Raw genomic sequence first — 15025 nt, forward strand, 5'->3', positions numbered from 1 at the left:
GCGGCCATAGAAAATGGTACATTGGCTGCCTATTCTGATATTTACTTACAAAAACGCTTTTGAGGAGTCGCCATGCCGGCAATGGAACGTTTGTTGAAGATGATGGCGGACAATAAAGCGTCCGACTTGTATTTATCGGCAAATGCACCGGTGATGGTGAAGGTTCGCGGTGAAACGCTGCCCGTCAATAACCAACTCCTCTCCAGCGATGCCCCACTGAAATTACTCAGTGAGATTGTCTCTGCTGAACGCATTGAAGAGCTCCATGCTACTGGTGAGTTAAACGTGGGCGTCCCTTTGGCTGGTGTTGGTCGTTTTCGCGTCAGCGCCATGCGCCAGCGCGGCTCCTACGCCATCGTTATCCGCTTCATCCCGAGCGAAATTCCTGACTTAAGCCTGCTGAGATTGCCTCCCGTGATGGAATCTCTGTGCATGGAAAGGCGCGGCTTGATTCTCCTGGTAGGTGCCACCGGCTCAGGCAAAAGCACTACCATAGCCTCCATGATGGATCTGCGCAACAAGCGCACGGCCAACCATATCCTCACCATCGAGGATCCTATTGAGTACGAATTCACCAACCGCCGCAGTATCGTGAACCAACGCGAGGTCGGTTCTGACACCGAGTCGCTGCGCATCGGCTTGAAAAACGCGCTGCGCCAAGCTCCTGATGTCATTCAGATTGGTGAAATTCGAGATCGCGAAACCATGTCTGCAGCCCTTGCCTATGCGCAATCGGGCCACTTGTGCATCTCCACGCTGCACGCCAACAATTCTTACCACGCACTCAACCGGATTTTGAGTTTCTACCCTGTCGAAGTACGCCCCACCATGCTTGGAGACTTGGCTGCCACGCTCAAAGCCATCGTCTCCCAACGGCTGCTGCGCGGGCTTGATGGAGAGCGCATTCCAGCCGTTGAAGTCATGCTCAACACCAAGCTGGTATCCGAGTTGATTGAAGCCAGTGATTTTTCTGCCATTCGCGATGCTATGCAGCAATCCATGTCAGAAGGCTCTCAAACTTTTGAAGAGTCATTGGCCTTCATGGTCGCCGAAGGCTTGATTGACCGCAAAGAGGCCTTTGACGCGGCCGACTCCCCGACCAACCTGATGTGGCGCCTGCAAAACGACTTCGCCATGGCCGCCAATGCCGCAAAAGCCCGGGCCGAGGTTGAAGAAGAAAATGATGATGGGCCATCATTCACCGAATTCACTTTGGACGTGCGCGAATCAAACTCAAACGCCTGAACACCCATCCCCGCACTTTAGGCGCAACAACCATCTAAAGTGCCCCGGCAAATTCAGCAAACAGCAAGGTGCCAATCGGTTACGATCGGCACCTTGTTTCAGTTAGCGCCAGCGCGGTGTTTGCTTGCATTTCCGCAAAGCCAAACCGTGCAAATTACTCGATATTCCGCATGAGCCTCACGCCTGACACCCTCTCGCACACAGCCCACCACAATACCCTCGCATTGCTCAAAACATTGGTTGCCAAAGCTTCGGTCACACCAAACGATGCTGATTGCCTGCAGTTAATTGGTAAACGCTTGCAGGCACTGGGCTTTTCGCTTGAATGGATGCATGCAGGCCCCACCAGCGCTCCTGTTAGTAACCTATGGGCCACGCGCGCGGCCAGCACGGATGGTGCGCCAACCTTGGTGTTTGCAGGGCACACCGACGTAGTGCCCACTGGCCCGCTCGACCAATGGACGAGCCCACCATTTGAACCCACTGAACGCGACGGCCGCTTGTTTGGGCGTGGCACCAGCGATATGAAGGCCTCCATTGCAGCATTCATTGTTGCGGTGGAGCAATTGCTTGCAGAGCAACCACAACTGCCATTGCGCTTGGCCCTTCTTCTCACCAGCGACGAAGAAGGCCCAGCCATTGACGGCACCACCCACGTCATTGAAACCCTGCGCGCGCGCGGGGAACGTCTGGATTACTGCGTTGTGGGTGAGCCCACAGCAGTCACCCACACAGGGGACATGATTAAAAACGGCCGACGAGGCTCATTAAGCGGCCGCTTAACGGTTAAAGGCATTCAGGGCCACATTGCCTATCCACATCTGGCACGCAATCCGGTACACCAAGCCGTTCCGGCACTGACCGCACTGGCGGCCACCGAATGGGATCAAGGCAATGCCTTTTTTCCGCCAACGAGCTGGCAAATCAGCAACATCAAAGCCGGTACAGGTGCAACTAATGTGATCCCTGGGGATGTAGTGGTCGATTTCAATTTTCGCTTCAGCACCGAGTCAACCCCAGACAATTTGCGCCAGCGTGTTCATGCCGTACTCGACCAGCATGGTTTGGAATACCAATTGGACTGGACCCTGGGAGGAAGCCCTTTTTTGACACCGCCAGGCACTTTGGTCGTTGCTGCGCAACAAGCCATTTCAGATGTTACCGGTTTGAGCACAGAGCTATCCACTACAGGCGGCACCAGTGATGGCCGTTTCATTGCGACGCTGTGCCCTCAAGTCATTGAGTTAGGCCCGCCCAATGACAGCATCCACAAAGTGGATGAAAACATCTCTCTGAGCGAACTTGCACCACTGGCATTGATCTACATGCGCTTGCTGCAAAACCTGGCTCACGCCTGACTCAAAACCACCCTATTCACTCTCAGCCACTGTCCACATGAGTTCAACAACGCCCATTACCTTGCGTCAATCCATTGCTACTGCAGCTGCGGAACTGGAGACAGCTAACGTGGCCTTTGGGCATGGCACTGACAACGCCTACGACGAGGCCGCTTGGTTGGTGCTATGGGCACTGCAACTGCCGCTTGACAGTGATCTTGAAGGAAACACTGGCGACACGCTTTTGGACTCAACACAGCTGCAGCGCATTGCAGACCTCACGCACAAACGCATTACTTTGCGCAAACCAGCAGCGTACCTCACACAAGAGGCATGGCTGTACGGAGTGCCCTTTTACATTGACGAACGCAGCATCGTTCCGCGCAGTCTGATTGCTGGGCCTATTGCAGATGGCACGCTGGACCACTGGCTCAGTGACCGCACGCACCGCGTACTCGATATTTGCACAGGCAATGGCAGCTTGGCTATCCTCGCGGCTCTGGCCTGGCCTGAGGTTCAAGTTGATGCCGTAGACATTTCCAGCGACGCCTTGGATGTTGCTCGCATCAATATTGAAAAACACGACTTGGTGCAACGCATTCGTTTAATCGAATCGAACAGCCTCAACGCCTTAAGCCCGCAAGACCAATACGATTTGGTGTTGTGCAACCCACCCTACGTCAACAGTGCCAGCATGGCCGCTTTGCCACAAGAATACTTGGCCGAGCCTGCACTTGCGCTTGCAGGAGGGGCTGACGGCATGGACTTTATCCGCCCCTTACTGCAACAACTCCCTCAGCACATGACCGAAGAGGCTATTGTGGTGCTCGAAATTGGCAATGAGCGTGGCTATTTCGAACAGAGTTTCCCTCAACTCAATCCGATTTGGTTAGACACCAACGGCAACCACGACGCTGTACTGGTGCTTACTAAAAAAGACTTGCTACTGATTTAAAGCTGAGGCGAGCGCACATTGGCGCATCAAAAGCTAACGCCCCATAAATACCCCAAATAACACTTATTGGCGCCTAACCAATGGCAGCCAAACACTGGCCTTCAGACCCCGCCCACCTTCACCCGAGTCAAGCTGCAGGTGTGAGCCCAGCAAGCGCGCATACCGCGCCACCAAAAACAAACCCAAGCCAGCCCCCTGCCCAAGCAATTCCCCATCACTACCCTGGGTAGAGCGTTGCATCATTGCCGTGCGAACAGAAGCAGGAATTCCAGGACCATCATCTTCCACCGAGACGCTGCACATACGCGTGCGCGGATTGACATTCACCGCCACAGTCACTGTATGGCCCCCATAACGCAAGGCGTTATCAATCAAGTTGTCCAGTAAGCCGGTGAGCAAAGCGCTATCTGCTTGTACCCAACATCCCTGCGCCTCGCTCTCATCCAAACCTTGCGCGCCTAAGTCCACGCCTTGGCTATCGGCTTTATCCAAATGGCGTAAAACAGTTTGGCGCACCAAATCAGCCAAATCGACATCAACAATATGCAGCGCAACTTGGTCTTCATCGAGCATCGCCAAATCCAGTAATTGATTGACCAGCCTTGCAGCACGTTCTGTACTCGACACAATCTGGCTCAGTTGTTCACGCTGCACAGCCGGGTCTTGCCCAACCAAACCAAATTCGGCCATAGCCTTGATACCCGCCAACGGGGTGCGTAACTCATGCGCAACATTGCCGGCAAACTCACGTTGCGTTGCGATATTACGATCGAGCCGGTCAATCAAGTCATTCAAGGCCTTGCCCACCTGCTCAACTTCGCGGCTTGTGGTTGCCACTGTCAGTGGGGACAGGTCTTTGGCATCCCTCACCAACAGCGCATCATGCAGTTGTGCCAGAGGTTGCAAATCACGTTCTATCCGATCCCATAACCAAATGGCCAACGGGAAAAGCATCAACAAAATTGGTAGTGAACCAAACCACATCAAACGCTGCACCAAGTGGTTACGCGCTTGCGTGGTATGGGCGACCACTACAAAGTATTTACCATCCCCAATCGAATGCCGCAAAGCAATGGTGCGCATGGGCTTTTGCGCATACCGAATGAAGCCGTAACGGTACTCTTGAAAATAACTCGGCAAAAATGCCTCTTCCAAGTGCGCACCGATGACAGATTGGCCATTGGCATTGAGGATAGCGTACATCACAGTCTCGACTGGCTCATACAGCACGTTGCCAATCTCGTGCTCATCCAGATCCAGCTTTAAAGTGCCGTCATCTTGTTGTTGCAAACGGGCCGCCAGCGCATGCGCATGATCGAGCAAGGTGCGGTCAAAAACACGCCCGGTGAAATCTTTGGCCACACCGACCATTACAGCAGTGGCACACAGCCATGTCACGATCAAGGGGAGGAGCACGTTGCGCAACATGCGGTTGCGCAACAAAGGGGCTTGCTTGATGATCGCCTGCACCTGGCTCATGTCCCCGTGCTCTCAGCTTCCAGTAAATAGCCAATACCGCGTAGAGTGCGAATGGCTGCGCCACTGCCCACTAATTTCTTGCGCAAGCGAGAGATAAAGGCTTCAAGCGCGTTATCCCCCAAAGAATCATCAAAACCAGATAACTTGTCCGACAGGCTTCGCTTATTGACCACATGCCCCGGCGGAGTCATCAGCTCCCACAGCACCTCGAACTCCCTGGCGGGCAAGTCCATCAGTTTTCCTGCAATCGAAAAGCGCCTGGCACGTCGGTCAAGCTCAAGTTGGCCCAACACCACCAAGTCTTCCGTCCCTCGGCTGCGTCGAACCAAGGCGCGCAAGCGTGCCTCCACTTCCGCCAAGTCAAATGGTTTGCCTAAATAATCATCTGCACCAGCATCCAGGCCGTCAATACGTTCTTCCGTACGGTTGCGCGCCGTCAAAACCAGTACGGGAGTACTGTCTCCCCGCGCGCGCGCCTCACGTAAAAGGACCAAGCCATTAGCTGCCTCAACAGCGTGACGTTGCGTGATACTCGCCTGCGCGGGCAGATTCAAATCAAGCAGCACGGCGTCGAAAGGCTGTACTTCCCACAAATGCCGTGCGTCTTGCACATTCGAGGCCGCATCCACTCGGTGGCCAGCCATCTCCAGGCTGCGCTTCATCACTTCACGCAGCACGGAGTCGTCTTCAACTAAAAGAATTCGCATAGCAAGAAAGGATACCAGCACTGGCTGGACATCTGCGCCGACTTAGACCGCTTCAGCCAGCTTCTCTGCGGTATCCAACTGCTGTTTCGAGCGAACCGCTCCACGCACAGTAGTCCACACGGCCCACAGCAGCAGAGCAGCGGTAATGGCCAATAGCGAAGCACTGATAGGGCGTTGCACGAAAATGGAGGGATCGCCACGAGAAATCAGCATTGCTCGGCGCAAATACTCCTCCAACATCGGTCCAAGAATGTAGCCGAGCAGCAAGGGCGCGGGTTCAAAACGCAAGACCATCAAGGCGTAGCCCATGATGCCGAGCACCGCAACCGAATAAATATCGAAAACGTTGTTATTGACGCTGTAAACCCCCAAGGCAACAAACACCAAAATCGCCGGATACATCCAGGCAAATGGAATTCTGAGCAAGGCCACCCATAAACCAATGGTGGGCAAATTCAAGATCACCAGCATGATGTTGCCAATCGCAAAGCTCACCACAAGGCCCCAGAACATTTCAGGTTGCTCAGTGATAAACATCGGCCCCGGCTGAATGCCATGGATGATCAACGCTCCCAACATCACCGCCATCACGGCATCGCCAGGAATCCCCAATGACAAAGAGGGAATGAATGCCGTCTGAGCGGCTGCGTTGTTGGCCGATTCGGGAGCGCAAATCCCTTCAATGGCCCCTTTGCCAAAGCGGCTAGGATCTTTCGCAACGCGCTTCTCAATAGCATAAGACAAGAACGCCGCAATAGACGGTCCAACACCTGGCAAAGCGCCCAAAGCGGCCCCCAAACCAGAGCCACGCACCATCGGCATGACCGTTGCGTTGAACTCCTCCTTCGAAGGAACCATAGAACGCAAAGGTACCTTGGCAATCTTGCCACTCACATCAGCCGAATTAATGCACCGCACCACCTCAGCCACGCCAAAAAGCCCCATTGCCAAGGCCACCAAACTAATTCCATCCATCAACTCAGGCACACCGAAGTAATAACGTGGAACACCAGAATTTACATCCGTGCCGATCATGCCTAGCAGCAAGCCAAACACCACCATCGACAAGCCTTTGGCCGCAGAGCCAGAGCTGATAGACGAAGCTGCCACCAACCCCAGCAACATCATGGAAAAGAATTCTGCAGGTCCAAAGCTCAAGCCGATATTGGCAATCATGGGGGAAAACAGCGTCATGAGGATCAAACCGCTCATAGCCCCGACCAATGAAGCGATGGTCGTCACAAACAACGCAATCCCTGCTTTGCCCTTTTTGGCCATCGGATAGCCATCCAAGCACGTCACGGCCGAAGAAGGCGTACCAGGCAAGTTCAACAGAATCGATGCCGTAGATCCGCCGTATTGCGCGCCGTAATACACGCCTGCCAGCATGATGATGGCCGCAGTTGGCGGAATATGGTAGGTGAGCGGCAACAACAGAGAAATGGCAGCCAATGCGCCAATGCCAGGCAGAACACCCACCACCGTGCCCAAGAAGACACCAAAAAAGCAATACCACAGCGTGACAGGCTCAATAGCCACCTGCAATCCAAGCCACAAATTTCCAAGCAATTCCATGCGATTGACTCCTTATTTATGCCTTACAGGCTCCATGGCCAAATGGGCAACACCATTTGCAAGCTAATGGGAAAAATCAACGTCGTCAGCAAAGCGACAACCGCGCAAACACACATGCGTGTACGCAAGGCCATTTTGGAAGGCACTAGCGAAAGCAAAGCGGCTACAAATGACGCGATAACCACGCCCAGGGGATACAAAGCAGCAGCAAAAATCACAATGGCCAGCACACTCCAAAACAGATTTCCCCACTGCACCACAACCGCACTGCCTTTGCGCCAGCAGGCCGGCAAAGCCACCAAAATGCCTAGTACGGCCAATGTCCATCCCAGCGCCACCGGAAAGTAACCCGGCCCCATGCGAGCCGTTGTTCCCATATCGTATTGGCCGCCGTAAATAGCAAAAAACAAACCTGTCGCCGTCATCAGCAAACCGCCAATGATGTCGTGTAAGTCTCTGGTCACTTTCATGTTCTCAAGCACTCCACATCTAAAAAAACATTCGCATCTGAACGATGGCAACCTGCAGTTGGCATGGCACATACCCCAAGGGCATCGCACCCAAACCGCACATTCCAGCGCTCAAGCACGCTTTTTCTGCCTGCAGGCTACAGCCCGCAAATTACCGGAGCGCAAGAATAAAAAAAACACCTGACCAGCGCCTGAGTACACCCCATTTCTAGGGAAATCCCCGAGCGAAGACAGCACTAAACATCACGCAAAGGAGTGGTGATGCCATCAGCGTATAATCGCCCTCCTCCGAGGAGCGTTGCAGCAGCCCCATTCACGCGTGGCTGCGAGGCTCGGACTTCATGCATAGCGCTTGCCTAGCCTCTTTCAACAGATGAAGCAGCGGTGCATTCGCAACGACGCTCAACCGCCTGCCTGCGCAGGCAGGAACAGCGCCTCTCCTCCTCGCATACTGAGTCAAGGCCTCCTTCCTGCGCGCAGCGGTCATTCACCTGTTGCACAGAAAGCGAGTTTTAACCATGAACGCTCATACCGATAACTTGGCGCAGCAAAGCGTCATTGCCGATCCTGCACTGGCTGCATGGGGTCGTAAAGAAATCAAGATTGCCGAAACCGAAATGCCCGGTTTGATGGCCATCCGTGAAGAGTACGCAGTCCAGCAGCCCCTCAAAGGCGCACGCATTACCGGCAGCTTGCACATGACCATTCAAACAGCCGTGCTGATTGAAACCCTGCAAGCCTTGGGGGCGACCGTGCGCTGGGCCTCCTGCAATATTTACTCCACCCAAGACCATGCAGCAGCTGCTATTGCGCTGAACCAGGCCGATAGCGGCAAAGGCACCCCCGTGTTTGCCGTCAAAGGCGAGACCCTGGAAGATTACTGGGACTACACACACCGCATTTTTGAATTCGCCGCCAAGGGTGAAGCCGGTGAAGGCCCAAACATGATCTTGGACGATGGCGGCGATGCCACCCTGCTGTTGCATCTGGGTAAACGCGCAGAAAAAGACATCAGCGTGCTGGCCAACCCGAAAAGCGAAGAAGAGCGCATCTTGTTTGCGGCCATCAAAGCCAAGCTCGCACAAGACGACAGCTGGTATTCACGCAAAGCAGCAGAAATTGTTGGTGTGACCGAAGAAACCACCACCGGTGTGCACCGTTTGAACGAGATGTCTGCCAAAGGCGAACTGCTGTTCCGCGCTGTGAACGTGAACGACTCTGTCACCAAGAGCAAGTTCGATAACCTGTATGGCTGCCGCGAATCGCTGGTAGACGGTATCAAACGCGCTACTGATGTGATGATTGCCGGAAAAATTGCAGTCATCGCAGGCTACGGCGATGTGGGCAAAGGCTGCGCCCAAGCCATGGCTGCTTTGCGCGCACAAGTGTGGGTCACAGAAATCGATCCGATCTGCGCATTGCAAGCCGCCATGGAAGGCTACAAGGTCGTGACCATGGAATACGCCGCAGACAAGGCAGATATTTTCGTAACGACTACAGGCAACAAGGATGTGATTCGCCATGCACACATGGCTGCCATGAAAAACGAGACGATTGTTTGCAACATTGGCCACTTCGACAACGAGATTGATGTCGCTTCACTGGAGCAGTACCAGTGGGAAGAAATCAAGCCGCAAGTTGACCACATCATCTTCCCTGATGGCAAGCGTATTACATTGCTGGCAAAAGGCCGCTTGGTCAACCTTGGCTGCGCTACGGGCCATCCTAGCTACGTCATGAGCTCCTCTTTTGCGAACCAAACACTGGCGCAAATTGAACTGTTTACTAAACCTGACCAGTATGAAGTAGGTAAGGTTTATGTTCTGCCCAAGCACCTGGATGAACACGTCGCACGCCTGCAGTTGTCCAAACTAGGGGTTGAGTTGACTGTTCTCTCGGACGAACAAGCCGCTTACATTGGCGTGCAAAAACAAGGCCCATACAAGCCAGACACCTACCGCTACTAAGAGAAGAGCGGCTCACACAACCCAGCAAACCGAAGGTTTGCGGTTGAGACTAGGAGCAAAACCACATGCAGTACGAGTAGTACGACACGGTTTTGCAACGGCGTATCAAGGGTTGTGTTAGTCGCTCTAAGTCGGCCATTGCGCGAGTAACAGAACACTAGCCAGCGCCAAGCAAAACGCTTATTCTATTTCTCGCGCGCAGCGCATGCCTTCGCTGCCCCATCAACTTGTGAAAGGTATTTGGCCATGCTTGAACTTTTAGTGGTTTGGTTACTTAGTGCCCTGGCACTGATGCTGGTGGCTTATCTGCTGCCAGGCGTGCATATCAAAAACTACCAATCTGCCCTTATTGCGGCCGTCATTCTGGGCCTCATTAATGCGGTATTGCGCCCACTACTTGCCTTCATCACCTTCCCTTTAACTGTACTGACATTGGGTTTGTTTTACCTGGTGCTCAATGGACTGTTGTTCTGGCTCGCAGGCAGTATCAGCCGCGGCTTCAAAGTCGATGGTTTCTGGGCTGGCGTTTTCGGCGTCATCTTGTACAGCGTGATCAACTGGGCGTTGAGCAGCGTCGTCCCGTTCACCCCCAACTAATTTCTTTTTGCCCCGTTCTGCCAATCTCCGTTTGCACTCCGATTTGTGCAAAGTATGGACAGATGCGGCCCTTGCAGTTCATGACCCCTACTTCTTCTAACACCGTGCAGCGCATCCCGCTCAGCCTTGAATTCTTCCCCCCAAAAACGCAAGCAGGTGCGCAAAAATTGCGTGATACCCGCACAGAGCTCTACGTGCTCCACCCCGAGTTTTGTTCCGTCACCTATGGTGCTGGCGGCTCAACCCAAGCAGGCACCTTCACCACCGTGGCGGAAATTCTGGCAGAGGGCCAAGCAGCCGCATCGCACTTCTCCTGCATCGGCGCAACCCACGAAAAAGTACGTGCAGAGCTACAAGAACTCAAGACCATGGGGGTCAATCGCATCGTGGCATTGCGTGGCGATTTACCCAGTGGTTACGGAATCGGGGGGCAATTCCACTATGCGAGTGACTTGGTCGCCTTCATTCGCGCAGAAACGGGCGAGCATTTCCACATTGAGGTCGCGGCCTATCCAGAAATGCACCCCCAGGCCCATTCACCACAAAAAGACCTGCAAGCTTTTGCCGCAAAAGTGCAAGCCGGGGCCAACTCTGCCATTACCCAGTATTTTTTCAATGCGGACGCGTACCTGCGTTTCCGCGACGACACACACAGACTAGGGCTAAACATCCCCATTGTCCCGGGGATCATGCCCGTGATGGGCGCAAGCCAACTGCTGCGATTCTCTGATGCATGCGGCGCCGAAGTGCCGCGTTGGATGCGCACACGGCTGCAATCTTTTGGCGATGATGTGAACTCTATTCGCGCCTTTGGACTCGATGCAGTAACTGCACTCTGTGAGCGCCTCATTCGTGAAGGCGCCCCAAGCCTGCACTTTTACACCATGAACCAAAGTCCACTGGTACTTGAGATATCCAAACGTTTGCACTTGATCTGATACCTCCCTCAAACAACACCATCTCCCCTTTGAGAAAGAAAGGATCGTCACGAGCCATTGATGCACAGGCCCGAAGCCAAGTCAGCATGCACTTTCAAAAAAAGCGCAGCCATAGCCAATTGGATTGCTAACTAGCATATCCTGCAGCGCGCCTGTGAACATCCCATCGGTCAAAGTGGCCCCTCCAGCCACCTCAGCAGGCCTGTGCCAGCGTACTCAGCCCCCCCACGGCTTGATGCGTGCTCGTCAACGTTTACATGCCGTCCATTACTTTCGCCCACTATCGCCGTGTGCTCTCGCGCATCCACCGCTGCGCCTGGCTACTCTGCGCCTTACTGGTAGCGGCCTGCACCGTCCCACAAAAAGAAACCACAACGCCACTTGAGGCAACACGGTTTCTTGACATGGACATCATGCCACCCGTGTATGAACTGCTGCTACCCCCCTCTGCCATGCCCTCGCACTTAGGCCTGCGCGCATCAAACGAATCCGTGAATGCCAACCTCACACCCGGTTTTCACGATTGGCAGTTGCCTGAGCCACAAGACCTCTACCAAACGGGCCAAGCCTCTTGGTATGGCGATAAATTCCATGGTCGCCTCACAGCCAATGGTGAGCGCTACAACATGAACGCCATGACCGCAGCACACCGCTCATTACCGTTTGGTACCGAGGTATGCGTCAGAGGCTTGCTAACGGGTAAGGAAGTGCTGGTTCGCATCAACGACCGTGGCCCTTACGTCGGCAGACGCATCATTGACCTCAGCCGTGCTGCTGCAGAGTCACTGGGCATGCTCTCGCAAGGCTTGAAAACAGTGGCCATCTGGATTCCTGATGACAACGGCCCCGCTTGTGGCAATGGCAAAGCGCCGCTCGAAGGCAAAGGGCTGCCACCGCCCACCAACCCATGAGTAAAAGACGCAGACTTGGCTACCTTGTGCGCGGCACGCTAACAAGCATCCCAACAACAGCAGCAGCTTCTGCCAAGACAGCAACCGCTTTAGCGTAGCATCATGGCATGTACTGTCTGGCGCCTTAACACTCCCACACCACAAACACCCTCATGCAAATCGGTTCCATCACATTGGCTAACAACTTGTTTGTTGCCCCCATGGCAGGCGTGACAGACCGGCCCTTTCGCATGCTGTGCAGGCAGCTGGGGGCGGGGTACGCTGTCAGTGAGATGGTGACCTCTCAGCCGCATCTGTACGCCAGTCTCAAAACCTCGCGCCGAGCCAACCACGAAGGGGAGCCAGGGCCGATCGCAGTACAAATTGCAGGCACAGAAGCGGCCATGATGGCCGACGCCGCGCGCTACAACATAGAACGCGGCGCACAAATCATCGATATCAACATGGGCTGCCCAGCCAAAAAAGTGTGCAACGCATGGGCCGGTTCGGCATTGATGCAAAACGAACCCCTTGCCGTTGCGATTGCAGAGGCTGTTGTGCAGGCTTGCTTGCCGTATGGGGTCCCCGTCACGCTGAAAATGCGAACAGGCTGGTCAACCGAGCACAAAAATGCCATCCATCTTGCCAAAGCCTTTGAAGGGGTTGGCATCCAGATGCTCACAGTACACGGTAGAACCCGCGAACAAGGCTACAAAGGGCATGCCGAATATGCAACCGTTCGTGCCGTGAAAGAGGCTGTGGCCATCCCAGTCGTCGCCAACGGCGATATCACCCATAGTGAAAAAGCAAAACAAGTCTTGCAAGACACCGGTGCGGACGCCCTGATGATTGGGCGTGCAGCCCAAGGAAAACCGTGGATCTTTCGAGAAATCGCCCATTACCTTGCCACAGGCGAGCATTTACCAGCACCCGCAACGCAAACAGTTCGGCAATGGTTACTTGACCATCTTCAAGAACATTACAGTCTCTATGGTGAGCACACAGGCGTTCGTTCGGCGCGCAAACACATTGGCTGGTATCTCAAGGGCATCCCTGGAAGTGAAACCCTGCGTGCGCGCATCAATGCCCAAGAAAACTGTGCAGAGCAATGGCAAACGGTGGCCGACTTCCTGTCTGCACTGGCGCAATCGCACCCCATATGGCCCACGCAGGCAATACCTGCTACAGATATGCGGCCCAATGCATTGCAAGAAGATTGCGCCCCCACTGCCGATTGCGCCACGCTAGCTGCGGTATAGTGCCGCCTCCCCAAGAATGCCCCGACAAAAAGGGCCACGTGTATGAAGCCCAATATCAGTGAATGTGTCCGAGAAAATTTGCAGCAGTATTTCGAAGACTTGGACGGTCAAGACCCTGCGAATGTGTACGAGATGGTGATACATCTCGTGGAAAAACCCATACTCGAAGAGATCATGGAGCGTGCCAACCATAACCAGTCGCGTGCTGCGCAATGGTTGGGCCTAAACCGCAACACATTGCGTAAAAAACTGCAGCACCATGCCTTGCTGGATAGCGAATCCTAAGCCCCTTTAGGGCAACTGCTACTGGTGGCAGAAACAATTTGGCGTTACATTCCATGCGTTTTATCGGGCCAGACCTTGCGCGCACAGCAAGATCTGGCCTCGCACGTTTTTATTCAATTTCTTTTTCACACGGAGCCCTCATGAAGTCCTTCATCCGTAAAAGCGCACAATGGTTCTCGCCTGCATTAGTAGGCGCAGTAGCAGCCGCAGCCATCACAGTAAGCACTCCAGCCAGCGCAGAAACCACACTCAAAATGGCTTATGCCCTGAGCCAGCAATCCCATTACGGTGCTGCTGGCAATGCATTTGCAAAAACACTGGATGAAGGCAGTGGCGGCAAATACAAAGTCCAGCAATTTGCCAACAGTGCACTGGGTGGCGAACGCGAAGTGATTGAAGGCCTGCAATTGGGCACGATTGATGTGGCCGTGCTCTCCACTGGTGCCACCATGAACTTTGTGCCCTCTGCCGCAGTGTTTGACGTGCCTTTCCTGCTGCGCGATTTGGATCACGCCCGCAAAGTCCTCGATGGCGAGATCGGCCAGAACATGCTTGCAGAATTCAACAAGCGCGGTCTGATCGCACTGGCTTGGGGTGAGCAAGGCTTTCGCCACTTGACCAACAATGTGCGCGCAGTGAAAACGCCTGCAGATGCCAAAGGCCTGAAAATTCGTACCACCGAAAACCAACTGCACATTGCTGCATTTCGTGAAATTGGCATCTTGCCAACACCTATGGCATGGCCCGAAGTGATGACTGCCCTGCAGCAAGGCACGATTGATGGACAAGAAAACCCCTTGTCTGTGATCACTTCGGCCAAATTGTCGCAAGTACAAAAATACCTGTCCTTAACAGGCCATGTCTACGCGCCAGCCGTCATCATCGTGTCCCCTTCAGTGTATGAAAGCCTGTCTGATCAAGACAAGGCACTGCTCCAAAAAGCAGGCAAAGATGCAGGTCAGGCCATGCGTGACTACGTCTCTAACGTTGAAACCTCAGGTGTTGAGCAGCTCAAAGCGGAAGGAATGGAAGTTTCTGAAGTGGACCGCGCAGCCTTTGCCAAAGCCGTTGAGCCTGCATACAAGGACTACAACAAACGTTTTGGCGAAAAACTGATTGAGCAAATCCGCAATACACAGTAATTTCTCCTTATCACCAACGGCTGCGGACATCTGCAGCCATGAAGGGCGGAGCAGACTTGTTGCGATGATTGTCGCGATATCGGTCTAAAATCCGCCCTTCGTCGTCTTTGGCACCCCAGACCCGCAGCCCACCCCGCCGCGTATCTAGCATGTGCACCATTAGCCATGGTGAATTTCAG

General features: G+C 54.0%; 14 protein-coding genes and 1 riboswitch. Of the genes, 10 read left to right on the plus strand and 4 right to left on the minus strand.

Features of this window, described 5'->3' with window-relative positions:
- Positions 1 to 72: 72 nt before the first annotated feature.
- The 3 genes from E9531_RS07350 (at position 73) to prmB (ending at position 3537) form a co-directional block, all read left to right on the plus strand.
- Positions 73 to 1245 (plus strand): PilT/PilU family type 4a pilus ATPase, encoded by a 1173-nt coding sequence (locus E9531_RS07350; RefSeq protein WP_136573110.1) that lies wholly within the window; start codon positions 73 to 75, stop codon positions 1243 to 1245.
- A 170-nt stretch (positions 1246 to 1415) separates the two neighbouring features.
- Complete coding sequence (gene dapE, locus E9531_RS07355) at positions 1416 to 2603, plus strand: succinyl-diaminopimelate desuccinylase (protein WP_136573111.1); 1188 nt, start codon at positions 1416 to 1418, stop codon at positions 2601 to 2603.
- 37 nt (positions 2604 to 2640) lie between these two features.
- A complete protein-coding gene (gene prmB / locus E9531_RS07360; RefSeq protein ID WP_136573112.1) occupies positions 2641 to 3537 on the plus strand; it encodes a 50S ribosomal protein L3 N(5)-glutamine methyltransferase in 897 nt (298 codons plus the stop codon).
- A 63-nt stretch (positions 3538 to 3600) separates the two neighbouring features.
- On the opposite strand, the gene E9531_RS07365 is transcribed toward prmB, so the two are convergent.
- Genes E9531_RS07365 through E9531_RS07380 form a run of 4 tightly spaced genes read right to left on the minus strand, consistent with a single transcriptional unit; the run spans position 3601 to position 7768 of the window.
- On the minus strand, positions 3601 to 5016 hold the full coding sequence (locus tag E9531_RS07365; protein WP_136573113.1) for a sensor histidine kinase: 1416 nt from the start codon (positions 5014 to 5016) through the stop codon (positions 3601 to 3603).
- Positions 5013 to 5723 (minus strand): response regulator transcription factor, encoded by a 711-nt coding sequence (locus tag E9531_RS07370; protein WP_136573114.1) that lies wholly within the window; start codon positions 5721 to 5723, stop codon positions 5013 to 5015. The genes E9531_RS07365 and E9531_RS07370 overlap by 4 nt, the downstream gene beginning before the upstream one ends.
- Before the next feature lie 42 nt (positions 5724 to 5765).
- Positions 5766 to 7298: a tripartite tricarboxylate transporter permease gene (locus E9531_RS07375; RefSeq protein ID WP_136573115.1), complete on the minus strand. Its 1533-nt coding sequence runs from the start codon at positions 7296 to 7298 to the stop codon at positions 5766 to 5768.
- A 23-nt stretch (positions 7299 to 7321) separates the two neighbouring features.
- A complete protein-coding gene (locus tag E9531_RS07380; RefSeq protein ID WP_136573116.1) occupies positions 7322 to 7768 on the minus strand; it encodes a tripartite tricarboxylate transporter TctB family protein in 447 nt (148 codons plus the stop codon).
- Between the two features lie 284 nt (positions 7769 to 8052).
- Positions 8053 to 8179: riboswitch (S-adenosyl-L-homocysteine riboswitch) on the plus strand.
- 107 nt (positions 8180 to 8286) lie between these two features.
- Here E9531_RS07380 and ahcY point away from each other — a divergent pair.
- From ahcY to E9531_RS07415, 7 genes are all read left to right on the plus strand, one after another.
- Positions 8287 to 9735 carry an adenosylhomocysteinase gene (gene ahcY / locus E9531_RS07385; protein ID WP_136573117.1) on the plus strand — a complete coding sequence of 483 codons (1449 nt, stop codon included), beginning with the start codon at positions 8287 to 8289 and terminating at the stop codon, positions 9733 to 9735.
- Between the two features lie 246 nt (positions 9736 to 9981).
- Positions 9982 to 10332 carry a phage holin family protein gene (locus E9531_RS07390; RefSeq protein WP_136573118.1) on the plus strand — a complete coding sequence of 117 codons (351 nt, stop codon included), beginning with the start codon at positions 9982 to 9984 and terminating at the stop codon, positions 10330 to 10332.
- An 80-nt stretch (positions 10333 to 10412) separates the two neighbouring features.
- Positions 10413 to 11270: a methylenetetrahydrofolate reductase [NAD(P)H] gene (gene metF, locus E9531_RS07395; protein ID WP_136573119.1), complete on the plus strand. Its 858-nt coding sequence runs from the start codon at positions 10413 to 10415 to the stop codon at positions 11268 to 11270.
- Between the two features lie 257 nt (positions 11271 to 11527).
- Positions 11528 to 12181, plus strand: a complete 654-nt coding sequence (locus E9531_RS07400) for a septal ring lytic transglycosylase RlpA family protein (protein ID WP_244610027.1) — start codon at positions 11528 to 11530, stop codon at positions 12179 to 12181.
- Positions 12182 to 12333: 152 nt separating this feature from the next.
- Entirely contained in the window at positions 12334 to 13419 is a 1086-nt protein-coding gene (gene dusB / locus E9531_RS07405) for a tRNA dihydrouridine synthase DusB (RefSeq protein ID WP_136573120.1), read from the plus strand.
- 42 nt (positions 13420 to 13461) lie between these two features.
- Positions 13462 to 13704, plus strand: coding sequence for a Fis family transcriptional regulator (locus E9531_RS07410; protein ID WP_136573121.1), 243 nt, complete (start codon positions 13462 to 13464; stop codon positions 13702 to 13704).
- A gap of 152 nt (positions 13705 to 13856) precedes the next feature.
- The gene (locus tag E9531_RS07415) at positions 13857 to 14846 is read left to right on the plus strand and encodes a TRAP transporter substrate-binding protein (RefSeq protein WP_170181417.1); all 990 of its coding nucleotides are present in this window, start codon (positions 13857 to 13859) and stop codon (positions 14844 to 14846) included.
- Positions 14847 to 15025: the final 179 nt, after the last annotated feature.

The sequence above is a fragment of the Lampropedia puyangensis genome (assembly GCF_004833285.1).
GTDB lineage: Bacteria > Pseudomonadota > Gammaproteobacteria > Burkholderiales > Burkholderiaceae_C > Lampropedia > Lampropedia puyangensis.

Coding starts and splice junctions, on each gene's coding strand:
- E9531_RS07350 (WP_136573110.1), top strand. CDS start 73: ATGCCGGCAATGGAACGTTTGTTGAAGATGATGGCGGACAATAAAGCG.
- dapE (WP_136573111.1), top strand. CDS start 1,416: ATGAGCCTCACGCCTGACACCCTCTCGCACACAGCCCACCACAATACC.
- prmB (WP_136573112.1), top strand. CDS start 2,641: ATGAGTTCAACAACGCCCATTACCTTGCGTCAATCCATTGCTACTGCA.
- E9531_RS07365 (WP_136573113.1), bottom strand. CDS start 5,016: ATGAGCCAGGTGCAGGCGATCATCAAGCAAGCCCCTTTGTTGCGCAAC.
- E9531_RS07370 (WP_136573114.1), bottom strand. CDS start 5,723: ATGCGAATTCTTTTAGTTGAAGACGACTCCGTGCTGCGTGAAGTGATG.
- E9531_RS07375 (WP_136573115.1), bottom strand. CDS start 7,298: ATGGAATTGCTTGGAAATTTGTGGCTTGGATTGCAGGTGGCTATTGAG.
- E9531_RS07380 (WP_136573116.1), bottom strand. CDS start 7,768: ATGAAAGTGACCAGAGACTTACACGACATCATTGGCGGTTTGCTGATG.
- ahcY (WP_136573117.1), top strand. CDS start 8,287: ATGAACGCTCATACCGATAACTTGGCGCAGCAAAGCGTCATTGCCGAT.
- E9531_RS07390 (WP_136573118.1), top strand. CDS start 9,982: ATGCTTGAACTTTTAGTGGTTTGGTTACTTAGTGCCCTGGCACTGATG.
- metF (WP_136573119.1), top strand. CDS start 10,413: ATGACCCCTACTTCTTCTAACACCGTGCAGCGCATCCCGCTCAGCCTT.
- E9531_RS07400 (WP_244610027.1), top strand. CDS start 11,528: ATGCCGTCCATTACTTTCGCCCACTATCGCCGTGTGCTCTCGCGCATC.
- dusB (WP_136573120.1), top strand. CDS start 12,334: ATGCAAATCGGTTCCATCACATTGGCTAACAACTTGTTTGTTGCCCCC.
- E9531_RS07410 (WP_136573121.1), top strand. CDS start 13,462: ATGAAGCCCAATATCAGTGAATGTGTCCGAGAAAATTTGCAGCAGTAT.